Here is a 24833-nt window from a genome sequence, read left to right as displayed (position 1 = left end):
TCGTGAAATCATGGTCTCCCTATGCGCTGCTGGTCGTCGCGGCCATCGCGCTCGACCAGTGGATAAAACATTTGGTCGAGATCGGCCTTCCCTTTCAGGAAAAGCTCGATCTCCTGCCCTTCCTGGCGCTGTTTCGCACCTATAATACCGGCATCGCCTTCTCGATGTTCTCATCCTTCGGCGATACCGGGCTGGTGATCATCGCCGTTCTCGTCGTCGCCTTCGTGCTCTATCTGGCCACGCACACGCCAGCGGGCCATGTTATTGCCCGCACCGGCTTTGCCCTGATCATCGGTGGCGCGCTCGGCAATCTGATCGACCGCGCCGTCTACGGCCACGTCATCGACTACATCCTGTTCCACACTCCGGTCTGGTCCTTCGCCGTGTTCAATCTCGCCGATGCCTTCATTTCGGTCGGCGCCGCGCTGGTCGTGCTTGACGAAGTTTTGGGCTGGCGGCGCCAGCCCAAGCCCCAGGGTCCCGACGCCTGACCGATTGACCCGGCGCGGCCGCCGCAGCAGAGTCCAAACGTCGATAGATCGAGGAGAGAAAAATGCCCGAAACCTTCAAAGCCATCCTCGTTTCGCGCGACGCCGAAAAGAAACAGTCGGTGGCGGTGACCGACCTCACCGAAGCCGATCTCATGGACGGTGACGTCACCGTCGCAGTCGAAGCGACGACGGTGAACTACAAGGATGGGCTCGCAATATCAGGCAAGGCGCCGGTCATTCGCCGCTGGCCCTTGGTGCCAGGCATCGATTTCGCCGGAACGGTCTTATCCTCTTCCCATCCCGACTGGCGCAAGGGAGACAAGGTCATCCTGAACGGCTGGGGTGTCGGCGAGACGCATTTTGGCGCCTATGCCGGGCGCGCCCGCGTCAACGGCGACTGGCTGGTGCCGCTCCCCGACGGCATCAGCGCGCATGACGCGATGGCGGTCGGCACCGCCGGCTATACCGCAATGCTGTGCGTCATGGCACTGGAGCGGCACGGCATCGTGCCCGATCGCGGGCCCGTGGTGGTGACGGGCGCGGCCGGCGGCGTCGGCTCGGTCGCGGTCTCCATCCTGTCCAGCCTGGGCTATCACGTCATTGCCTCGACAGGGCGCAATGCCGAAAGCCCGTATCTCATCGATCTTGGCGCCGCGGAGGTGATATCGCGCGACGAACTCAGCCAGCCGACCAAGCCGCTCGCCAAGGAGCGTTGGGCGGGCGGCATCGATTCCGTCGGCAGCCACACACTGGCCAATGTGCTCTCTATGACCTCCTATGGCGGTGCCGTCGCGGCCTGCGGCCTGGCCGGCGGCATGGACCTGCCGTCGAGCGTGGCACCTTTCATCCTGCGCGGCGTTTCGCTGCTCGGCATCGATTCGGTGATGGCGCCGAAACCGGTGCGGCTCGAGGCCTGGCGCCGCATCGGCGCCGACCTGGATCTGCGCAAGCTCGCCAGCCTGTCCACGACCATCGGCTTCGACAACATCATCGACGCCGCGCGCGACATCGTCGACGGCAAGATCCGCGGCCGCGTCGTCGTAGACATGCAGTGAGTTCGCCGGGGTAAAACAACCTATCCGCTAAAATTCGAACGATCCCCCGCAGGCTTCCATAATTTCTGTCCGGTAGGGTTTTCGCATGGTCGCGGAATCCGGCATCCAGGAAGCGGAGACTGGCGAAGACGTCGATGCGGTACCCCCGCCGGCGTCGGCGCGGCGGTTCGTCGCCGCACCGCCGCTGGCGCCTGAGCCGCAACAGGCCAGGAATGAGCCGCGATTGGCCGGCCGCGAAGGCTTGCCGCTGCTGACCTTCGTCGCCATCATCATGCTGGCGGGGTTGACCCACCTGACCGGCGCGCCGATCTTCATCAGCCTCGCTTTGCTGGCGACCGGCCTTGCCGGCTTCGGCCTGCACCTGCGCGCCAGAAGGAACGAATACCGCACCGCCGCGCTGCTTGATGAAACCACGGCTCGCAGCCGTGCCGAGATCGAGACGCTGGCCGATCGCATGTGGGAGATGCAGGAGAGCGAAGAGCGCTTTCGCGGCCTGATCGACGCGCTTGGCGATCTCGTCATTCATCGCGACCGCGACGGCTATATCGTCTATGCCAACAAGGTGTTCGCCGATCTCGTCGAGGTCGATCAGCGCGACCTCGCCGGCAAGACCCTGGCGGAACTTGGCATCGAAGTCGGTATCGTTCCCGACGCCGCCTTTTCCGACCATGAATGCCTGAGTTCCACCGACGTCGCCATCCGCACCCCTGGCGGTTCGCGCTGGTTCTCGTGGATCGAACTGTCGGTGCGCGACAAGGACAGCGGTTCTGTCTCGCATCGCGCCATCGCCCGCGACATCACCGCCCGCAAGCGTGCCGAATCCTCGCTGATCACCGCGCGCGAGCGGGCCGAATACGCAAGCCAGGCCAAATCGCGCTTCCTCGCCACCGTCAGCCATGAAATCCGCACGCCGATGAACGGCATCATGGGCATGGCCAGGCTGTTGGCCGATACCAGCCTGTCGCCGGAGCAGCAGACCTATGTCGGCGCCATTTCGACCTCGGCCAGCGCGCTGCTGGCCCTCATCGAGGACCTGCTCGACTATTCCAAGATCGAGGCGGGACGCTTCGATCCCGAACCGCAGCCAATGTCGGTGCGCGAGATCGCCGACAACGTTGTCGAGCTCCTCGCCGCGCGCGCCTTCTCCAAGGATATCGGCCTCGGCTGCCATGTCGAGCCCGACGTGCCGCAATTGATCACCGCAGATCCGGGCCGGGTCAGGCAGGTGCTGCTCAACCTGATCGGCAACGCCATCAAGTTCACCGACAGCGGCGGGGTGCTGGTGAGTATAGCGCGCGCCCGCACTGAAACCACCGACCGCATATGCTTCACCATCGCGGATACCGGGCCAGGCCTGCATGAAGACGACATGGAGCGCATTTTCGAGGAGTTCGAGCAGGCCGACGGCACCTCGACGCGCGCGCATGGCGGAGCCGGTCTCGGTCTTGCCATCTCCAAGCGCCTGGTGACCGCCATGGGCGGCACGATTTCCGTCTCCAGCCGGTTGGGTCAGGGTTCGGAATTCGTCTTCGATATCCCGGCCATCTCCGCGAGCGAGCCACCACCGGGCCGGGTGGACGCGCTTCAGGGCAGGCACGCGGTAATCCTGTCGAGAAATATCGTCGAGGCCGACGCCATCGCCCGCAGCATCCGCGCCAATGGCGGCGCGGTCGATATCGCCACCACCGTGGCGCAGGCGGCATCGTTCTCCGGCGATTGCGACGTGCTGCTGGTCGACGCGGCCATGGAAGAGGGCGACGGAAGACTGCTCAAGCGGCTGCGCCAAAGCGGTTTTTCCGATTGCGAAGCCATCACGCTGATCGCCCCGACCGATCGCGGCATGCTCGGCGAGTTCCGCGCCAGCGGCTACGCGACCTTCCTCGCCAGACCGGTGCGAGGCGGAACACTTTTGCGTGTGCTTCTGAGCAGTCATGCGCCGGCGCTTGCCCCGACACGGCCGGAAAAGCCCCACCCGCCGGCGCTTCGCGCCGCCAGTGATCGCCAGCGTGGCCTGTCGGTGCTGATCGCCGAGGACAATGACATCAACGCCATGCTCGCTCGCGCCACGCTGCTGAAGGCCGGTCATCGCGTCAAGGTTGTCGGCAACGGCAAGGCGGCGGTCGAGGCCGTTACCGGTGCCGGACACAAACACCGCTTCGACGTGGTGCTGATGGACCTGCACATGCCGGTGATGGATGGGATGGACGCCATCGCCGCCATCCGCCGCCATGAGGAGGAGACGGCCGTGCCGCCAGTGCCCATCATGGTGCTGTCGGCCGACAGCCAGGAAAAGACCCGCCATGCGGTGCTCGCCCACGGCGCCAGCGGCTTTGTCACCAAGCCGCTCGACCCCGATGCACTGGTCGACGCCATCGAGGGGCAGGTCGCCGCCTGAGACTTTTTTTCTTCAATCTCCTGCCGAGCGGCGCCACCTTGCTTTTGCATAACGTAGCCGGTTGACCGTATTCGCCAGCCGACGAAGTATTGCCCGCGACGCCGTATCACGGTACTGTCACAATCCTGTTGCACCTACACCGTATCCCCGTGCCAAGAGGGATGGCTCGAAGGAGAATCACTCGTGCATACAGTTATGCCGGAATGTGACACTCGGCCGAACGCCGGCGGCGCCTTGCTTGCCGGGCGCAATGTCGATTCCGTCACAAAGGGCGCAGCGCTCGGCCGTATCGGCAACCTCGAAGTGCGGCTGGCCCGCAACGAGGCCGAGATCGCGGCCGCGCAGGAAGTGCGCTACCGGGTATTCTACGACGAGCTTGGCGCCAGGAAGAACCTGTTTCAGGTGCAGGACCGCCGTGATGCCGACCGCTTCGATCCGCACTGCGATCACCTGCTCGTCTTCGATACCTCGCTTTCCGGCCCCGAACATCGCCGCATCGTCGGGACCTACCGGCTGCTGCGGCAAGAAATCGCTGCGGCCGCCGGCGGCTTCTATTCCGAAGGCGAGTTCGAGCTGACCAAGCTCATCGCCCGTCACCCCGGCCAGCGCTTTCTCGAGCTCGGCCGCTCCTGCGTCCTGCCGGAATACCGTTCGAAGCGCACCATCGAGGCGTTGTGGCAAGGCATCTGGGCCTACATCAACCACTACGGCATTGGCGTGATGACCGGCTGTGCGTCTTTCCAGGGCACGGTGCCGGCGGCCCATGCCGAGGCGCTCACCTATCTGGCGCATCACTGCCGCACGAATTCGGCTTGGGACGTGCGCGCCGTCGCAGGCCGCTATTGTTCCATGGACCTGATGCCGATCGAGGCGGTCAATGCCAAGGCAGCGATCGCTGCGATGCCGCCCTTGGTCAAGGGCTATCTCAGGGTCGGCGCCCGCATCGGCGACGGCTGCGTCATCGATCGTGAATTCTCGACGGTCGATGTGTTCGTGGTGATGCCGGTCAAGGAGATCGGCGCCCGCTACGTCAATTATTACGGCGGGGAAGCGCAGCGCTTCGCGGCGTGAACAGTAGTCAGTAGGCAGTAGGCAGTAGGCAGTAGTGAAGACATCATGATTCATCCACTGACTAATCCCTAATCCCTTCTCTCACGAAATATCCTCCGGCCGCCTGCCGGGCCGGCTCTTGTAGGACGCAAACGACCAGCCGAATTTGAGCGCGCCGCCGCGCACGGCGAATGCCGCGGCGAAACCGGCCAAGCCTGACACGATCTGCGGCAGTCCGGCGACATCGCCCAATGTGAAGATCGACGCGCCAACCAGGGCGGCCGTAACATAGATTTCCGGCCTCAGCAGCACCGAAGGCTCCCCGCCAGCACGTCGCGCAGGATGCCGCCGAATGTGGCGGTCAGCACGCCGGTGATGACGGAAACGACCGGCGAACCGGTGATGGCCAACCCTTTGGCCGCACCCATCACCGAAAAAGCGGCCAGCCCGACGGCGTCGAGCCAGAGCAGCCACTTCCAGCGGGATTCGACACGGTGCGCGCTGAAAAAGACCAGCACCGCAACCGCCGCGCAGATCAGCACATAGCTGGAATTGGCGATCCAGAAAACCGGCAGGTTAAGGATGACGTCGCGAAGAGTGCCGCCGCCGATGCCGGTGACGCACGCCAGGAAAAGGAAGCCGATAACGTCGAGCTGCTTGCGCGACGCGGCAAGCGCACCTGTCGCCGCGAAGACCGCAACGCCGGCATAGTCGAGAAGCGCGATGGGGTTCAAGGGCGGGACCAGGGAGTAAGGCAGCAGGGGAGTAGGGGAGTAGGGGAGTATGTTTAGCACCAAGCCGTACTGTTGATACGCCCCTTACTGCCTTACTGCCTTACTGCCCTATTCCCTATTCCGCCAACTACGCATCCTTCTCCGCCTGCTCGTTGACGGGCCCCGGCTCGACCGGCGCTTCGCCAGCGGCGAGTTTCGGGCCGCCCTTGGCAACGCCGACCATGGCCGGGCGCAGCACCCGCTCCCCGATCGAATAGCCCGGCTGCACGACCTGCACCACCGTGTTGGCCGGCACATCGGGACTGGGCACTTCGAACATGGCCTGGTGGAAATTGGGATCGAACTTCTCGCCTTCCGGCGCGAGCTTCTTGACGCCGTGCCGCTCCAGTGCGGACAGCATGGCACGCTCGGTGAGATCGACGCCGTCGATCAGCGCCTTGAAACCTGCATCGCCGGACGCCTTGGCCTCGGCGGGAATCGCGTCCAGCGCGCGGCGCAGATTGTCCGAAACCGACAGCATGTCGCGGGCGAAGTTCGCGACCGCATAGGTACGCGCGTCATGCACGTCGCGCGCGGTGCGGCGACGCAGGTTCTCCATCTCGGCCGCAACGCGAAGCGCCCTGTCCTTCAGCTCTTCATTCTCCTTCAGGAGCCGCACAACCGCTTCATAATCGCCATCGACGCCACCTTCCGTGCGCTCGGCATTGGCTTCGGTCGCCTCAATTTCGTCGGGCGCGCGTTCGTCTTTTGCCTGGTCGCTCATCGCCGTTTCCCATCATCTCGAATAGTGTGGATTTTGAGCCCGATATCGAGGTTTGGTGGGCAAAAATCAAGGGGTAAGCGAAGGCACAGGCCCAGCCGTTCAAACCGAATGGCGATCAGTGCGATGCTTCGATTTTAATTCAAACTTTACCATAGCTTCCACCTTTGCTTGCCCCGGCGGCGCGATCGGGGAACCATTTGCTGGCTGGAGGATTTTCGAACCGACACAGGATTTTTGAAATGACACCCCGCGACAAGGGCGAAAAGAAAGATCGGATCGCCGCCGAAATCCGGCGCCAGCTAGGCACGGCGGCGGTGAGACGCTTTCTGCATGCGCTGCCGGCCTTTCGCGCCGAGAAAGACATTCCCGACCGCTTCCGGGACCAGCTCGAACGTCTCGACGGCCTGGAGAACAGCATGGCTGGCGGCGCGCGCCATCGATGCATGTGACCGGATGCGATCCGGTTTGGGAGAGTTGCAAGGGTTAGAACAGAACCTGAAGTCGCGGCCTGGATCGAGGATCCACGCCCTATCGCGACAATTACGCGCGGTAATTTCTCGTGATTAGCCTTGCGGGAGCCGGGCCCCTCCGCTTATGCTTCATGATGAACATGATTTCCCCCGAGACTGCCGCCAGCAGCAAGCGTGCCTGGTTGAAGATCCTGGCGCGCTACAAGAAGCCGGACAGGCGGCGCAGCGCCGTCGAACTGGCGATCACCCTGATCCCTTTCGCAGCACTCTGGGCGCTGTCCTCGATCGCCTTTGCCTATGGCCATTGGTGGGGGCTGGTGCTGATCTTGCCGGCGGCGGGCTTCCTGGTGCGGATTTTCATGATTCAGCACGATTGCGGGCACGGATCTTTCTTCGCCAACCGCACCGCCGATGACTGGATAGGCCGCGTCCTGGGCGTGCTTACGCTGACGCCTTATGATTGCTGGCGGAGTGCTCATGCCACCCATCATGCCAGCGCGGGTAATCTCGACGAGCGCGGCGTTGGCGATATCAAGACGTTGACGGTCGCGGAGTACCGGCGGATGTCCTGGAGAGGTCGCCTCGCCTATCGTCTCTATCGCCATCCCCTGGTCATGTTCGGACTGGGGCCGATATGGCTCTTCATCTTCGAGCAAAGGCTGCCGGTCGGGATGATGCGCGGTGGCCTGAAGCCCTGGGTATCCTCGATGGCCACCAACCTCGCCATCGTGCTGGCAGCGTCGATCCTGATATGGTTCGTCGGTATTGGCGCTTTTCTGGTCGTCCACCTGCCGATCGTCATCCTTGCCGGATCGGCCGGCATCTGGCTGTTCTATGTCCAGCACCAGTTCGAGGAGACCGAATGGGCGAAGGACGATGAGTGGGAGTTCCAGCGTGCCGCCTTGCACGGATCCTCCTATTATGACCTGCCGCCGGTGCTGAACTGGTTCACCGGCAACATCGGTGTCCATCATGTCCATCACCTCTCCGCGAAGGTGCCAGGCTACCGCCTGCAGGAAGTGCTGCGCGATTATCCGGAACTGCGCGGCATAGGCCGCATCACCCTTCTTGAGAGCCTGCGCTGCGTCAAGCTGGCGCTGTGGGATGAAAACAGCGGCAAGCTGGTATCGTTTCGTCAGGCACGGATGGCGGCGTAGCCATCTTCTGCCTGGCTCTGCTGTCGCCGATCCGCCGGCCGGCGCCTTCCCGCCGTCGTGACGGGGAGAGGACAGACGGCGTAAACCTGTCGCTGGGAAGTGTCGTGACGTCAGCCGGCACGCAGCCGACGCCAGGAGTATTTTGGTCCCTTGGGCTTCGGCACGGCGGCAGGCTGGTAGTAGAGTCCCAATCCGCCGGTGCGGCCTTCGTCCAGCCGCTTCAAGAGCACGGGATTGGAGATTTCGAATTCATCGAAACCGAGCCGCAGCATATGCGGCAGTTGGTCGACCAGCACCTGGCCGGTGGCGCGCACGGCACCTTCGAAATGATGTCGGCTGCGCAGCAATTCGCCCTTTGAGAAGGAGCGGCCATCGCTGAACGACGGAAAAGCCAGCGCCACCAGCGACAGTTGGTCGAGCAGGCCAGCAATCCTTTCGAGCTGATCGCCGGGTTGCAGCACGACACCGATCCTTTCCTTGGCCGACCGGCGCACCTCCGGATCGAGATCGAGAAACGCCTGCAGCGGCAGGATGAAGCGGCCATTGCCGGACAGCGCTTCCGCGCCTTCGGCATGAGCCCACTCATCCTCGCGAAAACCCGTCGGGGTCCAGAGGCGGGTCTCCGGTATCGTCGGTTCAGTCATCGAAATTTCCTAAAATTCAAAGAGCTCAAGGTGTGTGTTGAGATTCAAGCAGGCCCTAGTCGAAAACGGTAGCTTCCGAGAGCCGGAGCGGAGCGTACTTGTAGTACGTGAGCCTCCGAAGCCGCCGTTTGCAGGCCGGCCTCACCTGAATATCAGCATACCCTATAGCGATGCGTCGGTCAGCGACTTCTCCAGTCCCGACAGGTGAATGCCGCACTCGGTCTTGGCATGGCCGGCCCAGCGGCCGCTGCGCGCGTCCTCGCCCGGCTGCACCGGCTGGGTGCACGGGAAGCAGCCGATCGACAGATAGCCATAGGCGACCAGCGGATTTTCCCGCAGTGCATGCGCGCGCATGTAGTCCGCCTGGTCCGACGTCGTCCAGTGCGCCAGCGGATTGATGCGGATACGTGGGCCGACCGCCTCGAACACCGGAAGTGCTGCGCGCGTCGAAGCCTGGAAGCGCTTGCGGCCGGTGAACCAGGCGCGGAAAGGCGCCACGCCCCGTGCCAGCGGCTCGACCTTGCGCACGTCGCAGCAGGCGTCGGTGTTGGTCTGGTGCAGATTGCCGGTCGGATCGATCCGCTCGAGTGCTGCCTCGTCGGGCTTGATCACCTGGATGTTGGTCAACCCGAAATCGGCGACCAGGGCGTCGCGATAGCCGAGCGTCTCCTCGAAATGCTTGCCAGTATCGAGAAAGATGACCGGCAGCGAGCGATCGACTTCGGAAATCATGTGCAGTAGCACGGCCGAATCGGCACCGAAGGAAGACACCGCGGCAATCTCATCGTGAAACAGGTCGCCTGCCGCGCGTTCGATGATGTCGAGCGGATTCAGGTGGCCGTAAAGCGCGTCAAACCCCGCCGCTTTGGCGGCGATGCCGTCATCGGCGTCGACGATAGGGTCAAGCGGCCTTGGCTTCGCCAGCATAGAGCGCCTCCTTGAACGGCGCGGGACCGACACGGCGGTAGGCGTCGATGAATTTCTCTTGTGAGTTGAGCCGAAGGCCGAGATAGGTCTCAACGATCTGCTCGATGGCGTCGGTGATCTCTTCCGACGAGAAGCCGCGGCCGATGATCTCGCCCACCGAAGTGTTCTCGTCGGCCGAACCGCCAAGCGTCACCTGGTACAGCTCCGTGCCTTTCTTTTCGACTCCGAGAATGCCGATATGTCCGACATGGTGATGGCCGCAGGCATTGATGCAGCCGGAGATCTTCAGCTTCAACTCGCCGATCTCGCGCTGCCGCTCCAGCGAGGCGAAGCGACGCGAGATCTCCTGCGCGATCGGGATCGAACGCGCTGTGGCCAGCGCGCAATAGTCGAGGCCCGGGCACGAGATGATGTCCGATATCAGGTTCGAATTGGCGGTCGCCAGGCCGATATCGACCAGCGCGTCATAGACCGCCTTCAGGTCGGCGCGCGCCACATGCGGCAGGATCAGGTTCTGCTCGTGGCTGACGCGCAACTCGTCGTATCCATACTTCTCGGCGATATCGGCAATCGCTTCCATCTGGCTGTCGGTCGCATCGCCCGGCACTTCGCCGATACCCTTCAGCGAGATGGTCACCGCCGCATAGTCGGGGTGGCGATGCGTCACCACGTTCTGGTCGAGCCAATCCGAGAAGCCCTTGGAATCGAGGCGTGCCAGCTTTACAGCCTCGTCGCCGTCCGGCCGCGCGGTCAGCGCTGGTGGCGCGAAATAGGCGTCGATGGCGCGGATGTCTGCTTCCGGCAGCTTCAACTCGGCGTCCTTCAATTGCTGCCATTCCGCCTCGACCTGGCGCGTGATCTCCTCGACGCCGGTCTCATGGACCAGGATTTTGATGCGCGCCTTGAACTTATTGTCGCGGCGGCCATGCAGGTTGTAAACGCGCAGGATCGCCGTGCAGTAGGACAAAAGGTCGGCTTCCGGCAGGAAATCGCGGATCTTCCTGGCGACCATCGGCGTGCGCCCCTGGCCGCCGCCGACATAGACGGCGAAGCCGAGCTCGCCGGCCGCGTTCTTCTTCAGGTGCAGGCCGATGTCGTGGGTCTGGATGGCGGCGCGGTCGCGCTCCGCGCCGGTTACCGCGATCTTGAACTTGCGCGGCAGGTAGGAAAACTCCGGATGAACAGATGACCACTGGCGCAGGATTTCCGCATAGGGACGCGGATCGGCGACCTCGTCGGCCGCCGCACCCGCGAAATGGTCCGCGGTGACGTTGCGGATACAATTGCCGCTGGTCTGGATGGCGTGCATCTCGACACTCGCCAGATCGGCCAGGATCGCAGGAATGTCGGACAGCGCCGGCCAGTGGAACTGGATGTTCTGGCGCGTGGTGAAATGGCCGTAGCCCTTGTCGTATTTGCGCGCGATGTGGCCGAGCATGCGCAACTGCTTGCTGTTCAGCGTGCCATAGGGCACCGCGATGCGCAGCATATAGGCGTGCAATTGCAGGTAGACGCCGTTCATCAGCCTGAGCGGCCGGAACTGGTCCTCGGTGATCTCGCCGGCGAGCCGGCGCTGGACCTGGTCGCTGAACTCGGCGACGCGGGCCTGGACAAAATCGTGATCGAACTCATCGTAGCGGTACATGCTTCGTCTTTCAGGGCGCGTCCGCCCGTGTTCACTTCTGGTCTGGGCTTACGCCGCCCGGGAGGCCTGCTTGCCAAGATCGTTGCGAATGGTCGGGCCCGCGGCGCGGATCTTCTCGCGCAACCGCACCGGCTCGACAACGCCGTTCACGATTTCGGCATCGATGAGGTTGACGTCGAGGACTTCGTTGTCGGCGTGGGCCTTGGCACCGATCGCTTCCAGGCGATCCTCGGCCGCCTTGTCATGGGCGAGGTCGGCATGGTCCGCCCTCTCGGCCCAGCCGCCGTCTGCGTACCAGACGGCGATGCCGTCGGCGAGCCGGTTGGCGGTCAGTATCTTCATTGCTGAACTCCCTCGGTGGCAGCTATGGGCGCACCTTCATGCCTGTGTGCCGCGAGCGGTTCGGACCGTTCGAAATTGGCGCCGGCGACCGCATCGCCGATGATGGTCATGACCGGACCTGAGAGATCGGAGCGCGCTTCCAACGACGGCAGGTCGGCAAGCGTGCCGTGGAAACGGCGGCGATTGCCGAGGCTGGCATTCTCGACCACGGCTACCGCCGTATCGGGCGAAAGCCCGGCCTCGATCAGCCGGCCGGCAACCTCCGCGGCCACCGAGCGGCCCATATAGACAGCAACGGTGGCACCCGAAATGGCAAGCTTGGCCCAATCGGGCAGCGAATTGCCTTTGAGATCATGACCGGTGGTGAACACCATCGAGGAGGAAACCCCGCGCAGCGTCAGCGGCAATTCGAAATCGGCGGCGGCGGCGAAAGCAGCGGTGACGCCCGGAACCACCTCATAGGCGATGCCGGCATCACGCAGCGCCGCCATCTCCTCGCCGGCCCGGCCGAACACCAGGGGATCGCCCGACTTCAGCCGCACCACACGCTTGCCTTCGCGGCCAAGCTCGACCAGCAGCGCGTTGATCTCGGCCTGGCTCTTGGTGTGACAGCCCTTGCGTTTGCCGACCGCCAGCCGCTCGGCGTCGCGTCGGCCCATGGCGACGACAGCCTCCGGCACCAGCGCGTCGTGGACGATGACATCGGCCTCCATCAGCAGGCGATGCGCACGCAGCGTCAAAAGGTCCTCGGCACCGGGGCCCGCGCCAACCAGGGCGATATGGCCTGAAGCGGATGCAGCCGAACGCAGAAGATCGGCGGCTGCGTCATGCGCCTGCGAAAGCTTGCCAGCTTCGACGGCGCGCGCCGGCGCACCGCCGAAGAACTCGCTCCAGAACCGGCGGCGCGAATTGCCCCTGGGCAGGCTTTCAGCGGCGGCCCGGAACGACGCGGCGAGAGCCGCCAACCTGCCCAACGAAGGCGACAGCATGCGGTCGATGCGGGCACGCAGCATCTGCGCCAGCACCGGCCCAGCGCCTTCCGTGCCGATGGCGATCGCGACCGGTGCGCGATTGACCAGCGCCGGGGTGAAAAAATCGCAAAGCTCCGGCCGGTCCACCGCATTGACGGGGATGCCGAGCCGGCGCGCATCTTGGACAACGCGCCGGTCGAGCGCCTCATCGCCGCTGGCAGCGAACACCATCACCGAGCCTTCCAGCCGGCTCGCCTCATAGGCCGCGATGTGGGTGGCGCCGCTCTGCGCGATGAAGCCGAGCATGTCCGGTGAGGCGCTCTCCGCGACGATGCGCAGCGTAGCGCTGGACTGCCCAAGCAATCGTGCCTTGGCCAACGCTTCGTCGCCGCCGCCGACGATCGTTACGGCTTCGTCCTCGACCCGTACGAAGACGGGGAAGGCATTGAGCTTGGGGGCGGGCTGCGGCATGGATACGAACGGAATCCTGATCTGGTCTTCACTTCTACGCGTGGGCGCGAAAAAGCTGAAGAAACCCACTCGCGCATCACCTTCCGGGATGCAATCGCTTTTTCTAAAGGGCCGCGGCCAAGAGAAAAATATTCCACCTTGTTGCGGAGACCGGCATCAAGCCGCTGTCGCGGGCCTTGATTTCTCCTCTTTTTTGGGCCGAACGCGCTTTATGACAAAACCGTTTTTTCTAAATTCTACTAATTTAGTAGATTAAAGCTGCCTGGCGGTCGTGCGCGCGCCTCCGCCTCGACGGAGCGTCCGTATGACCTGGCTTTTTGGCTGGAACATTACCGGATCGAGGCGCGTTCCTTCCGCATGCGCAATTCAAAATCATACCTGGCCGCGGCGTGAAGCCAAGCGTGGCGGCAGCGAAGGAAGGAGCCCGGCGTCATGAGCGCGATCAAGTTGAAGCACGGCATCTGGATCATGGTGGCCGACGGAGAAAAAGCGCTCTTCCTCAGAAATGCAGGTGACACCAAATTTCCGAACCTCGAAGTGGTGCAGGAAGTGAGGCAGGACAACCCGCCAACGCGCGAGCAAGGCAGCGACAGTCCCGGTCGCTACAATGACGGTCCCTCGGTTCACCGCAGCGCGGTTGAGGAGACGGATTGGCATCGGATCGGCAAGGAGCGCTTTGCCGACGAACTCGCCGAACGGCTCTACAAGCTGGCTCATCGAGGCTCTTTTGACGAAATCATCCTCATCGCGCCGCCGCTCGTGCTCGGCGCGATGCGCAAGATCCTGCACAAGGAAGTCAGCGACAAAGTCAGCGCGGAAATTCCCAAGACGCTGACCAACCACGCGGTATTCGAGATCGAGGCCCTGTTGCGGGCAGCTTGATCGTTGGCGATCGAGCGCCGCCGTTGCGGCGCATGATTTCGGCTGACCTCGAATTCCGGCTTGCTTGCCCACCGGCGAGGTATTTGTCGCTTCACCGGCAATTCCCGGTTTTGCGGGGTTGCGTGGCCGACACCCAATCCACCATATTGCAAACAGGCGGCGGCTTCGGGCGGCGCATATCCTGCATCGCTGGCTTGAAAGGCGCTCCATAGACAATGCCGCATGACACTCCCCTTATCGCCACCATCGTAGCCGGTCTGGGGCTCGCTTTCGTCTTCGGCGCTCTCGCCAACCGCTTCCGCATTCCGCCGCTGGTCGGCTATCTCGTGGCCGGCGTGCTGGTTGGGCCGAACACGCCCGGTTTCGTCGCTGACGCCGGCCTTGCCAATGAGCTCGCCGAAATCGGCGTCATCCTGTTGATGTTCGGCGTCGGCCTGCATTTTTCGCTGAAGGATCTCCTGTCGGTCCGCGCCATCGCCGTGCCCGGCGCCATCGTCCAGATCGGCTTTGCCACGGCACTCGGCGCGGGGCTTTCCTGGATGCTCGGCTGGTCGGCGGGAGCAGGACTGGTCTTCGGCCTGGCGCTGTCGGTGGCCTCGACCGTGGTGCTGCTGCGCGCCCTGCAGGAGCGCCGCCTGATCGAGACCGAGCGCGGCCGCATTGCCGTCGGCTGGCTGATCGTCGAGGACCTGGCCATGGTGCTGGCCCTGGTGCTTTTGCCGGCGCTTGCCGGCGTGCTTGGCGGCCAGGAGCAGGCGGATGCCCATGCGAGCGGCCTGCTGTCGCTGCCCGCGAGCTACGGCATCTGGGGTGTCGTCGGCATCACGCTGGCCAAGGTCGCCGCCTTCGTCATCGTCATGCTGGTGGTAGGCCGCCGCGTCATTCCCTGGATCCTGCACTATGTCGCCCATACCGGCTCGCGCGAGCTGTTTCGGCTTTCGGTGCTGGCGATAGCGCTTGGCGTCGCCTTCGGCGCGGCCAAGCTGTTCGGCGTCTCGCTGGCACTGGGCGCTTTCTTCGCCGGCATGATCATGAGCGAGTCCGAACTCAGCCACCGCGCCGCGGAGGAATCGCTGCCGTTGCGCGATGCCTTCTCGGTGCTGTTCTTCGTCTCGGTCGGTATGCTGTTCGACCCGTTCAGCCTGTTCAGCAACGGCTTGCCGATTCTGGCAACGCTCGCCATCATCGTCGTCGGCAAGTCGCTGGCGGCCTTCCTCATCGTCGTCGCCTTCGGTTATCCCCTGGCGACGGCGCTGATGATTTCGGCGAGCCTTGCCCAGATCGGCGAGTTCTCCTTCATCCTGGCCGAACTCGGCGTCGGGCTGAAACTGCTGCCCGAACAGGGGCGAGACCTCATCCTGGCGGGCGCCATCCTGTCGATCGTGCTCAACCCGGTGATGTTCCTGGTCATCGACTGGATGAAGCCATGGCTCGAGGCCCGCGCCGCCAGGACGGCGCCGCCTGTGGAGCCCAAACCGGTCGGCCCGGCGACGGAGCCCGGCCAGGTGGCTTCCGTCGCCTCGGCGGCGAAGCAGGAGGATGGGCCGCCGCCAAGAACGGCCCTCAGCGGCCACGCTATCCTGATTGGTTACGGCCGTGTCGGCAGTCTCGTCGGCGCTGCGTTGAAGGAAGCCGCCCTGCCCTTCCTGGTGGTCGAGGATGCCGACAAGACACTGGTGAAGCTCAGGGCCGAGGGCATCGAGACCGTGGCCGGCAACGCCGCCAATGCCGAAGTGTTTGCAGCCGCCAATCCCGAAGGCGCAAAACGGCTGATCCTGGCCATCCCCAATGCCTTCGAGGCCGGTCAGATCGTGCTGCGTGCGCGCGCCGCCAATCCCGCCATCAATGTCGTCGCCCGCGCCCATTCCGATGCCGAGGTCGAGCATCTCAAGGGGCTCGGCGCCGATACGGTGATCATGGGCGAACGCGAGATCGCGCGCGGCATCGTGGAAGAGGTGCTTGGTCACAAGCCGCGGGCGGCTGAACCGTCCGCCTACACGGAACTAGTCCGTGCTTAGCGAGAACGCGGCCGACCGTGGAGGGCGGGACCTCGAACAGGTGGGGCGGCCTTGGACGCGCCCGCTGACATCGGCCACTCCTGCCATTTCTTCGTATTGCGCTTAACCGAGTTCTTGGGCGAGTCCGATGAGCAACCCCTCAGGCCCACGGATGTAGCAGAGCCGATAAACGTCTTTATACTGGACTACTTCGCCTACGAGCTGCGCGCCGCGCGTGCGGAGCCTCTCAAGCGTCTCTTCGATGTCGTCCACGGTGAACATGACGCGGAGGTAGCCTAGGGCGTTGACCGGGGCGTTCCGGTGATCTGCGACGACAGGCGGCATGAGGAAGCGGGAGAGCTCGAGCCGGCTATGGCCGTCCGGTGTGCGCATCATGGCAATCTCGACATGCTGATCGCCCAGTCCGGTGACACGTCCGGCCCATTCTCCTTCGATCGTGGCCCGTCCTTCGAGCTCGAGGCCGAGTTCGCGAAAGAAATCAACCGCCTCTCCGAGGTCTTCGACGACGATTCCTACGTTGTCCATCCGCTTGAGCGCCATGTTTCCAATCTCCAAGGTGTCGTTCGAATCTACAAGGCGTCGCCTGGTCCAACAATGTATGCTCGAGGTGCTCCGCCTGGAGCCAGGTTGATCACGCCACGAAGGCAGAGCCGCCATTTTGCGCGACGCTGCCGAGGTATTTTGCCGGGGGCTTGCCAAGCGCCTTCTTGAACATGGTGATGAAGGCGGTGACGGAATCATAGCCGAGATCGCCGGAGACCTGCTGCACGCTCGCACCGGAGGCAAGTTCTCGAATTGCGACGATCAGATGCAACTGCTGGCGCCAGCGTCCGAAGCTTAGGCCAGTCTCCTTCACGACGAGACGGGCGAGACTGCTCTCGCTGAGCGCAACCCGGCTGGCCCATTCCGACAATGTGCTGCGGTCGGCGGGATCCTGCGCCAACGCTTCGGCGATCCGCCTCAATCGCGGCTCGGATGAGATCGGCAGATGCAGCCGCTGGACAGGCATGCGCGGCAGCTCGGCAAGCAGCGTCATGATCAAAAGCGCATCCCTCGCCTCATCATCCCCCACGCCATCGGACAGTTCGATGATCAGTTCGCGCAGCAGCGGCGAGACCGAAAGGGTGCAGCACCGGTCCGGCAATTCGGCGGCTCCCGGCTCGATGTAGACGAAGAAGATCCGGGCGTTGGCGGTCGCGATATTGCTGTGCTCCATGTCGCCGGGAATCCACACCCCGCAATGCGGCGGCACCATCCACAGGCCGCTCGGGACGCGGCATGTGACGCCACCGCCGAGCGCGAAGACGAGTTGGCCTTTGCGATGCCGATGGGAGGGGACTTCGGCCCTGGTTTCGGTAACGTCGACGCGCACGGCGATTGCCGGTGCGAGGACGTCATCCACATTGAAATCGAGCCATGGGTAACGAAGAGGTTGTCTCATGATTGACGGCTTTTAGCGATTAAACGCCACGATAGCTAAATTCTTCAAGCTGGGAAGTCGATAGGTTCCAGCTTGCCCATGCACCCGGTTGATCAGGATGCCACCGCGCTTTGCATCCACAAACCAGCAGGAAGGTACGTCTCATGCTCGCCCTAGCCATATCTTCCGACAGCCCCGCCGGACTGACGCTTGCCGAGGTCGAGGACCCACGGCCTCTCGCAAACGAGGCGCTTGTCTCGGTCCACACAACCTCGTTGAATCGCGGCGAATTGCGCCTGCTCACCATACGCCCGGACGGCTGGATACCCGGCCAGGACCTCGTCGGGATCGTCGAACGGCCAGCGGCCGACGGCTCCGGGCCAGCCGTGGGCGCCCGGGTCGCGGCTCTGGTCGACCAGGCGGGCTGGGCCGAACGCGTCGCGGTTTCGACTGACCGCCTCGCCGTCCTGCCGGATGACGTCAGCTTCGTTTCCGCGGCCACGCTTCCGGTCGCGGGCACCACCGCGCTCAGGACTTTGCGCCATGGCGGCGACCTTGCCGGCCAACGGGTCCTGATCACCGGCGCAAGTGGAGCGGTCGGCCGTTTCCAGATCCAGATCGCGCGCGAACAGGGCGCGAGCGTGACCGCGGTCGCGGCCTCCCGGCATGGCGAGGATCTCCGCCGCCTAGGTGCCGGGCAAGTCGTCGAGGCGATCGAACTGGCTGAGGGGCCGTTCTCGCTGATCACCGAATCGGTCGGCGGCCAAAGCCTTGCCCACGCGATCGAACGCGTCGCGCCCGGCGGGACGATCGTCATGTTCGGCTCAAGCAGTGGCGAACTCACGCCAATTGGGTTCCGCCAGTTCGTTCCGGGTCACGAGGGGGCGAGGCTTCAGACTTTCGCCTACTACACGTCTGGCGCGGGCATTGGCTCGGACATCGCCTCGCTGCTCGCTCTCGTTGCGGCCGGCCGGCTGGAAACCCGCGTCGCCCTGACCATGCCATGGACCGACATCGCCCAAGCCCTGGATGCGCTGCGACAGCGCAGCTTCAGCGGCAAGGCTGTTCTCACCATGACCGGATGAACGATCCCTAGCCTGAGGTCAGCCCATCACACGTGCTGGCCGCCATTGATGTGGATTTCCGAGCCGGTCACATAAGACGCCTGCCCGGAGCACAGGAAGAAGATGATGTCGGCGACCTCGGCCGTGGTACCCAGCCGCCTGAGCGGAATGGTCTCGACGATCTTGTCCGTGCCCGGCGACAGGATCGCCGTGTCGATTTCGCCCGGCGCAATGGCGTTGACGCGGATCCCGTGCGGCCCGAAATCATGCGCCATCTCGCGCGTCAGCGAGCCGAGCGCCGCCTTCGATGTCGCATAGGCGGTGCCGGCGAAGGGATGCACCCGGGTGCCGGCGATCGAGGTGACGTTGACGATCGACCCTTTCGCCGATGCCAGTTCCTTGAACAGCCCGCGCGCCAGCATGATCGGCGCGAAGAAATTGACCTGGAACACGTCGCGCCAGACATGCATCGGCGTGTCGATGGAGTTCATGCGGCTGTTGCCGTCCTTGAGCTTTGGCGAAATGCCGGCATTGTTGACCAGCGCGTGCAGCTGGCCGCCATGCGCCTCGAGCCGGTGGCGGATTTCGGAGACGGCGATGCCGACATCCTCCTGGTCGGCGAGATCGACCTTGATGTGGTCCTCGGGCCCGGCCGGCCACGGGCAATCCTCGGCAAATGCCTGGCGCGAGCAGGTGATGACGCGCCAGCCCTCGCGCGAGAAACGCTTGACCGTGGCATGGCCGATGCCACGGCTGGCGCCGGTCAGCACAATGGTCTTCCTGGTGTCGATCTCTGCCATGTCGGGAGGTGTAGCCGAACGGTGTGGCGCTGGCGAGAGGCGAGTTGCCGCTAGCCTCCGCCGAGAATGTCGAGGATCGACGTCTGCCGCTTCTTGAGCGGACCGCCGACACTGCCCGGCGGCACCGGATGTCCGACCGAGGCGGTGGTTCCGGAGTCGCCCGGCATATCGAAACCGTCGGCGTCGACCGTCTGGGCCGGGCGGGGCGCGCGAACCGGCGCTGGCTGCGCCGCGACGGCAGCGGGCGCCGACTGGCCGACAGGCGCTTGCAGCTTCGGAGCCGGCTGTGTCGCATCGGCCGACGGGATTTCGTCCGGCACGATCCTATCGGCCGGCGTCGATTTCCAGGTACCAGGCAGCGGCCGCACGGGCACGCCCTCATGCGCGGCGACCATGAACTCGTGCCAGGCCTGCGCCGGCAGCGCGCCGCCGGTGACCTTCTTCATCGGGCTGCCGTCGTCATTGCCGAACCATACGCCGGTGGTGAGATTGGCGGTGTAGCCGACGAACCAGGCGTCGCGCGAATTCTGGCTGGTGCCGGTCTTGCCGGCCGACGGCCAGGTGAAGGCCGCCTTCCTGGCCGTGCCGATCTCCACCGTCCCGGTCATCATCGAGTTCATCATGCCGACGATCTCGGGCTTCACCACGCGCGGCGCGCTGCCGCTGCCGGCGTCGTACAGCACCTTGCCCTCGGCTGATGTCACGCGGCGGATGAAATGGATGTCCGGCTTGTAGCCGCCATTGGCGAAAGGCACATAGGCCGAGGTCAGCTCCAGCGGCGTCACTTCCGACGTGCCTAGCGCGATCGAGGTGTTGGCCTGCAGATCGGACTGGATGCCCATGCGATGCGCCGCCTCGACCACTGCGTCCGGCCCCACTTCCATGGTCAGCTGGGCCGCCACCGAGTTCAGCGACTTCGCCAAGGCGGTTGCCAGCGTCACCTTCCCGAAATACTTGCCGCCGTAATTGTCGGGTGTCCATTTGCCGATCTTGATCGGCGCATCGTTGCGCACGCTGTCGGGCGTGCGGCCGGCCTCGAGGGCGGCCATGTAGACGAACGGCTTGAACGCCGAACCGGGCTGCCGGCGCGCTTCCGAGGCGCGGTCGAACTGGCTGGTCGAATAATCGTAGCCGCCGACCATGGCACGCACCGCGCCCGAATCGTCGATCGACACCAGCGCGCCCTGGGTGACGTTGAGCTTCTTGCCGCTTTCATCGATCAGCCGGCGGATCGATTGTTCCGCGAGCTTCTGCAGGTTCAGGTCGACGGTGGAATCGATGACGATGTCGCCGCGCACGTCGCCGATCAGATCGGGCAGCTCTTCCATGATGGTGTCGGCGACGTAGTTTTCCGAGCCTGTCCAGTAGGACGGCGCGCGCGTCGCCGGCGCGCTCATCGCCGTGGTCAGTTCCTTGGCGCTGATCTTGCCTTCGTCGCGCATAGCGGCGAGCACCAGCTGCGCGCGGTCCTCGGCGGCCTTGGGATCGCGCGCCGGCGACAGTCGCGACGGCGCCTTCAGGAGACCGGCAAGCAGCGCCGCCTCCGACAAGGTGACATCGCGCGCGCTCTTGCCGAAATAACGGCGCGAGGCCGCTTCGACGCCATAGGCGCCCGAGCCGAAATAGACCCGGTTGAGGTACATTTCGAGGATCTGGTCCTTGGTGTGCTTGTGCTCCAGCCACAGCGCCAGCAGCACCTCCTGCACCTTGCGCTCCAACGTCCGGTCTGGCGTCAGGAACAGGTTCTTGGCCAGTTGCTGCGTCAGCGTCGAACCGCCTTGCGAGAAATGCCCGCCGGCGAGATTGGCGACCATGGCGCGCGACAGGCCGATCGGGTCGACGCCGAAATGCGAATAGAAGCGGCGGTCCTCGATGGCGATGACCGCCTCGGGGATGTAGGGCGACATTTCGTGCAGGCCGACCGCCTCGCCGCCGCTCATGCCGCGATTGGCGAGCAGTTGGCCGTCGGCGGAGACGATCTTGATATTGGGCGCGCGATCGGGGATCGACCAGGTCGTGGCCGCCGGCATCTTGGCACCGTAGTAGACGACGACGCCGGCCACGGCGATGCCGCCCCAGATGGCCAGCACGAAGCACCAGTAGACCAGCCGGCCGAGCACGCCGAACAGGCCGCGCCGGCTCCTGCCGCGCCTGGCACGCGACGATTTTGCCTTTGGCGGTTTGCGTTTGGCGGAGGCTTTGCGGTTGCTGGGCACGACGCGATCCTCCTCGCTCACCGAAAGACCGGTCTGGGATCTCGCTTGTGGCGGTCCCTCGAAACTGGGTTCGATGCGGCTGTCTCTGCGGTTCGCCATGCGCTGCGCTTGATATCCCGATGCCTATGGCGTTCGGGTTGCAGAGTAGATGCGGCGGTTTAAAGGCGGGTTAAATCCGGCAGGCAGCGATAGTCAGGCGTGGGGAGCAATGCGGAGCCGGCAAGCCCGGGCTCCGTTCAGTTCTGCTGGATCGAGATGCCCTTGTCGTCGATCTTGAGTTCAACGCCTTTCGGCTTGGTCTGTTCGCGGTAGACGTAGACGCCGAGCGCGATGACCACGGCGACGAGCACGCCAATGACGAGATAGAGCGTATTCTGTTTCATGGCGCGCTCCTCGGTGCCCGGCCTCAGGCTCGCTTCAGGACCCTGACCAGGATCAGCAGGATGATGGCGCCGATCGTGGCGTGGATGATCGAGGCGAGGATGCCGCCGCCGATGGACAAGCCGATCCGCGGGAACAGCCAGCCCGCGATGAACGCGCCGATGATGCCAACGATGATGTTGCCGATCAGGCCGAAGCCGAAACCGGAGACGATGAGACCGGCGAGCCAGCCGGCGATGGCACCGATGATGATGAAGACGAGCAGGCTTTCGACGCCCATGGCGATTTCCCTCCGAGCAAGAGGCGAGCGCGGAGCGGAAAGCCCCGAATCGGCCTCGATATCAACGGCTTCAGGCTATGCGAAAGCCGCCGCCCTCGCCAGCGGCCTGCTCATTGGTCGCCGTCGTCGCTCGCGGCGGGCCGCCAGCTCGTCGGCTCGACCTTCTTCTGCGTATCGCTGTCGATGTAGACCCACCAGCCGCCGTCCCGGTATTGCGCGATGGATTCGTTGAGCACGCCGTCGCCGTCCTTCCAGGTCACGGTGACCTTGGAACCGTCGGTGGGCGCGGTCGATATGGGCTTCCTGTCCGTCATGTCATCCCTCTTTTCGAGCCGACGGAACACGACGGCCGGCATCTGGTCCCGGACGGAACATCGGCGGCAGCGCCGCGACGCCGTCAGCTATGAGCGAAAATATCCTCTTCGTCCCAGCCCATGAGGTCAAGCTTGGCGCGTGTCGGCAGGAAGCGGAAACAGGCGTCGGCCTCTTTCGTGCGATCCTCGCGCGCCAGCCGCGCCGCCAGCACGTCGCGCAGCCGGTGCAGATAGAGCACGTCGGATGCGGCGTATTCGAGTTGTTCGGGCGACAGCGTTTCGGCCGCCCAGTCCGACGATTGCTGCGCCTTGGACAGGCCGACGCCCAGAAGCTCGAAGCAGATGTCTTTGAGCCCATGCCGGTCGGTGTAGGTGCGGGTCAGCCGTGAGGCGATCTTGGTGCAGAATACCGGCTCGGGCATCACACCGAACGCATGGTAGAGCACGGCAAGGTCGAAGCGCCCATAGTGGAACAGCTTGGTCACGCTGTGGTTTCCCAAGAGCTTGACGAGGTTCGGCGCTTCCCTTTGGCCCGGCGCGATCTGGATGACGTCGGCGCTGCCGTCGCCGGGTGAAATCTGCACCACGCACAACCGGTCGCGATGCGGGTTCAGTCCCAGCGTTTCCGTATCGATGGCAACCGCCCCGACATTGTAGCGGGACAGGTCGGGCAGATCGTTTTTGTGGAAACGGATATCGCTCATCGTCTTCTCCGGGGTCGCGCTTTCGGCATCGCGCATCCATCGAGCGGACGCGCGCGCTCCAGCACGTTGCGCTGGCAACCCGTCCTTGCCGTGATCGGTGGAAAAATCAACATAAACTTGATTTTCCCGCCTTTCGTGAGTTCCCGGCTCAGCGCGTCAGCGCGTCCAGAATGCGTGCCCAGGAGCGCTGGCCCTTGTGGAACGAACTCAACTCATACTTTTCGTTGGGCGAGTGGATGCGGTCGTCGTCGAGGCCGAAACCGACCAGCAGCGATTCCATGCCGAGATAGGTCTGGAAATCGCCGACCACGGGGATCGAGCCGCCGCTGCCGATCGTCACCGCCGGCTTCGGCCATTCGTCCGACAGCGCCGTCTTGGCCTTGGCCAGGAACGGCGAGTCGTAGGAAAGCTGGATCGCCGGCGAGCCACCATGCGGGTGGAACTCCACCGAACAGTCGGCCGGAATGCGCTCCTTGACGAATTGCTGGAAGGCGGCGCGGATCTTCTTGGGATCCTGCTTGTGGACGAGGCGGAAAGATACTTTCGCCGAGGCCTGCGCCGCGATCACCGTCTTGAAGCCCTTGCCGGTGTAGCCGCCGGTGATGCCGTTGAACTCGGCCGTCGGCCGTGCCCAGGTGAGTTCCAGCAGCGAACGGCCCTTTTCGCCCGACGGGATCGAAAGGCCGACAGGGCCAAGGAACGTCTCGGCCGTTTCGCCCAGCGTTTCCCATGATTTCAGGATCTGCGACGGCGTTTCCTCGACGCCGTCATAGAAGCCCGGGATGGTGATATGGCCGTCCTTGTCGTGAATGTCGGCCAGCACCTTGGCCAGGATGCGGATTGGGTTGGCGGCGGCGCCGCCATAGAGGCCCGAATGCAGGTCGCGGTCGGCGGCCTTCACGGTGATCTCCTCGCCGACCAGCCCGCGCAGCCCCACGCAGATCGACGGCGTGTCGCGGTCCCACATGCTGGTATCGCAGACCAGCGCGAAATCAGCCTTGAGTTCATCGGCATTGGCTTCGAGGAAGGGCTTCAGCGACGGCGAGCCCGACTCCTCCTCGCCCTCGAACAGGATGGTGATGCGGCACGGCAGATTGCCATGCACCTGCTTCCAGGCCCGGCAAGCCTCGACGAAGGTCATCAACTGACCCTTGTCGTCGGCCGAGCCGCGCCCGGTGATCACCTTGTGGCCGGGCTCGATCTCCTTGACCGCCGGCGCGAACGGTTCGTTTTCCCAAAGCTCGATCGGATCGACCGGCTGTACGTCATAGTGGCCATAGAACAGCACATGCGGCGAACCGGCCGGCCCGTCATGATGCGCAACCACCATCGGGTGGCCGGGCGTGTCGCGGACGCTGGCGTCGAAGCCGATCACCTTGAGTTCTTCCACCAGCCATTCGGCCGCCCTGCGGCAATCGGCGGCATAGGCCGGATCGGTGGAGATCGACCTGATCCGGAGCAGGCCGAACAGGCGCTCCAGGCTCTGGTCGAGATTCTTGTCGAGACGGTCGAGAACGGGGGAAATTGACATTGATGAGCCTTTCGATTCAGTGCCGGAACCCTAAAGGCAGAGCGGACAAACGAAAAGCCCGGGACCATTGGACCACGGGCTCCAAGCGCGTATTCGAAACAAAAAAGA

The 24833-nt window shown here is 64.2% G+C and carries 24 protein-coding genes and 1 pseudogene; 9 read left to right on the top strand and 16 right to left on the bottom strand.

The genetic code is table 11. From position 1 onward, the window contains the following. The first annotated feature begins 2 nt into the window (after positions 1–2). The 4 genes from lspA to FJ490_RS23480 all read left to right on the top strand — a co-directional run bounded on the left by lspA (position 3) and on the right by FJ490_RS23480 (position 5012). A complete protein-coding gene (gene lspA, locus FJ490_RS23495) occupies positions 3–491 on the top strand; it encodes a signal peptidase II (RefSeq protein ID WP_140500223.1) in 489 nt (162 codons plus the stop codon). A 62-nt stretch (positions 492–553) separates the two neighbouring features. Next, the gene (locus FJ490_RS23490) at positions 554–1546 is read left to right on the top strand and encodes an MDR family oxidoreductase (protein WP_140500225.1); all 993 of its coding nucleotides are present in this window, start codon (positions 554–556) and stop codon (positions 1544–1546) included. A gap of 85 nt (positions 1547–1631) precedes the next feature. Further along, positions 1632–3941 (top strand): PAS domain-containing hybrid sensor histidine kinase/response regulator, encoded by a 2310-nt coding sequence (locus FJ490_RS23485; RefSeq protein WP_140500227.1) that lies wholly within the window; start codon positions 1632–1634, stop codon positions 3939–3941. Between the two features lie 183 nt (positions 3942–4124). Continuing rightward, entirely contained in the window at positions 4125–5012 is an 888-nt protein-coding gene (locus tag FJ490_RS23480; protein ID WP_140500229.1) for a GNAT family N-acetyltransferase, read from the top strand. A gap of 81 nt (positions 5013–5093) precedes the next feature. Here FJ490_RS23480 and FJ490_RS23475 read toward each other — a convergent pair. Next, positions 5094–5725 (bottom strand): annotated as a pseudogene (locus FJ490_RS23475) (trimeric intracellular cation channel family protein). A 127-nt stretch (positions 5726–5852) separates the two neighbouring features. After that, positions 5853–6488 carry a nucleotide exchange factor GrpE gene (grpE, locus tag FJ490_RS23470; protein ID WP_140729243.1) on the bottom strand — a complete coding sequence of 212 codons (636 nt, stop codon included), beginning with the start codon at positions 6486–6488 and terminating at the stop codon, positions 5853–5855. A gap of 239 nt (positions 6489–6727) precedes the next feature. Here grpE and FJ490_RS23465 point away from each other — a divergent pair, with 239 nt between their 5' ends. Further along, positions 6728–6937 (top strand): hypothetical protein, encoded by a 210-nt coding sequence (locus FJ490_RS23465; RefSeq protein ID WP_140729244.1) that lies wholly within the window; start codon positions 6728–6730, stop codon positions 6935–6937. A gap of 155 nt (positions 6938–7092) precedes the next feature. Further along, complete coding sequence (locus FJ490_RS23460; RefSeq protein WP_140566117.1) at positions 7093–8115, top strand: fatty acid desaturase; 1023 nt, start codon at positions 7093–7095, stop codon at positions 8113–8115. A gap of 110 nt (positions 8116–8225) precedes the next feature. On the opposite strand, the gene FJ490_RS23455 is transcribed toward FJ490_RS23460, so the two are convergent. The 5 genes from FJ490_RS23455 to cysG form a co-directional block, all read right to left on the bottom strand. After that, positions 8226–8759: a DUF934 domain-containing protein gene (locus FJ490_RS23455; RefSeq protein ID WP_140500236.1), complete on the bottom strand. Its 534-nt coding sequence runs from the start codon at positions 8757–8759 to the stop codon at positions 8226–8228. Between the two features lie 162 nt (positions 8760–8921). Next, a complete protein-coding gene (locus tag FJ490_RS23450; protein ID WP_140500238.1) occupies positions 8922–9686 on the bottom strand; it encodes a phosphoadenylyl-sulfate reductase in 765 nt (254 codons plus the stop codon). Continuing rightward, positions 9661–11331, bottom strand: a complete 1671-nt coding sequence (locus tag FJ490_RS23445; protein WP_140500240.1) for a nitrite/sulfite reductase — start codon at positions 11329–11331, stop codon at positions 9661–9663. The genes FJ490_RS23450 and FJ490_RS23445 overlap by 26 nt, the downstream gene beginning before the upstream one ends. A gap of 48 nt (positions 11332–11379) precedes the next feature. Beyond that, positions 11380–11673, bottom strand: coding sequence for a DUF2849 domain-containing protein (locus FJ490_RS23440; RefSeq protein ID WP_140500242.1), 294 nt, complete (start codon positions 11671–11673; stop codon positions 11380–11382). Next, positions 11670–13115 (bottom strand): siroheme synthase CysG, encoded by a 1446-nt coding sequence (gene cysG / locus FJ490_RS23435; RefSeq protein WP_140558382.1) that lies wholly within the window; start codon positions 13113–13115, stop codon positions 11670–11672. The genes FJ490_RS23440 and cysG overlap by 4 nt, the downstream gene beginning before the upstream one ends. A gap of 432 nt (positions 13116–13547) precedes the next feature. On the opposite strand from cysG, the gene FJ490_RS23430 reads away from it, so the two are divergent. Both FJ490_RS23430 and FJ490_RS23425 read left to right on the top strand, forming a co-directional pair. Beyond that, complete coding sequence (locus FJ490_RS23430; RefSeq protein ID WP_140500246.1) at positions 13548–13997, top strand: host attachment family protein; 450 nt, start codon at positions 13548–13550, stop codon at positions 13995–13997. A gap of 215 nt (positions 13998–14212) precedes the next feature. Beyond that, positions 14213–16015 (top strand): cation:proton antiporter, encoded by a 1803-nt coding sequence (locus tag FJ490_RS23425; protein ID WP_140500248.1) that lies wholly within the window; start codon positions 14213–14215, stop codon positions 16013–16015. Between the two features lie 102 nt (positions 16016–16117). On the opposite strand, the gene FJ490_RS23420 is transcribed toward FJ490_RS23425, so the two are convergent. Beyond that, positions 16118–16555, bottom strand: a complete 438-nt coding sequence (locus tag FJ490_RS23420) for a VOC family protein (RefSeq protein WP_140584595.1) — start codon at positions 16553–16555, stop codon at positions 16118–16120. Positions 16556–16646: 91 nt separating this feature from the next. Then, a complete protein-coding gene (locus tag FJ490_RS23415; protein ID WP_140729245.1) occupies positions 16647–17456 on the bottom strand; it encodes a helix-turn-helix transcriptional regulator in 810 nt (269 codons plus the stop codon). A 143-nt stretch (positions 17457–17599) separates the two neighbouring features. Between FJ490_RS23415 and FJ490_RS23410 the strand changes: the two genes are divergently transcribed. After that, positions 17600–18520 (top strand): zinc-binding dehydrogenase, encoded by a 921-nt coding sequence (locus FJ490_RS23410; protein ID WP_140632916.1) that lies wholly within the window; start codon positions 17600–17602, stop codon positions 18518–18520. A 26-nt stretch (positions 18521–18546) separates the two neighbouring features. Here the strand turns inward: FJ490_RS23410 and FJ490_RS23405 are convergent, their stop codons facing one another. The 7 genes from FJ490_RS23405 to FJ490_RS23375 all read right to left on the bottom strand — a co-directional run bounded on the left by FJ490_RS23405 (position 18547) and on the right by FJ490_RS23375 (position 24725). After that, on the bottom strand, positions 18547–19299 hold the full coding sequence (locus FJ490_RS23405) for an SDR family oxidoreductase (RefSeq protein ID WP_140500256.1): 753 nt from the start codon (positions 19297–19299) through the stop codon (positions 18547–18549). 50 nt (positions 19300–19349) lie between these two features. Further along, positions 19350–21614 (bottom strand): transglycosylase domain-containing protein, encoded by a 2265-nt coding sequence (locus tag FJ490_RS23400; RefSeq protein WP_140729246.1) that lies wholly within the window; start codon positions 21612–21614, stop codon positions 19350–19352. Positions 21615–21751: 137 nt separating this feature from the next. Beyond that, complete coding sequence (locus tag FJ490_RS23395; protein WP_140729247.1) at positions 21752–21898, bottom strand: hypothetical protein; 147 nt, start codon at positions 21896–21898, stop codon at positions 21752–21754. Positions 21899–21921: 23 nt separating this feature from the next. After that, positions 21922–22176, bottom strand: a complete 255-nt coding sequence (locus FJ490_RS23390; protein WP_140500262.1) for a GlsB/YeaQ/YmgE family stress response membrane protein — start codon at positions 22174–22176, stop codon at positions 21922–21924. Between the two features lie 110 nt (positions 22177–22286). Continuing rightward, positions 22287–22490, bottom strand: coding sequence for a hypothetical protein (locus FJ490_RS23385; protein WP_140522542.1), 204 nt, complete (start codon positions 22488–22490; stop codon positions 22287–22289). Positions 22491–22573: 83 nt separating this feature from the next. Beyond that, complete coding sequence (locus tag FJ490_RS23380; RefSeq protein WP_140522544.1) at positions 22574–23194, bottom strand: ribonuclease D; 621 nt, start codon at positions 23192–23194, stop codon at positions 22574–22576. Between the two features lie 148 nt (positions 23195–23342). Next, on the bottom strand, positions 23343–24725 hold the full coding sequence (locus FJ490_RS23375; RefSeq protein ID WP_140729248.1) for a M20/M25/M40 family metallo-hydrolase: 1383 nt from the start codon (positions 24723–24725) through the stop codon (positions 23343–23345). Positions 24726–24833 lie beyond the last annotated feature (108 nt).

The sequence above is a fragment of the Mesorhizobium sp. B2-5-11 genome (assembly GCF_006440835.1).
Lineage (GTDB): Bacteria > Pseudomonadota > Alphaproteobacteria > Rhizobiales > Rhizobiaceae > Mesorhizobium.
Note: the sequence above shows the minus strand (reverse complement) of the source record. Positions and strands in the feature narration are given on the sequence as shown.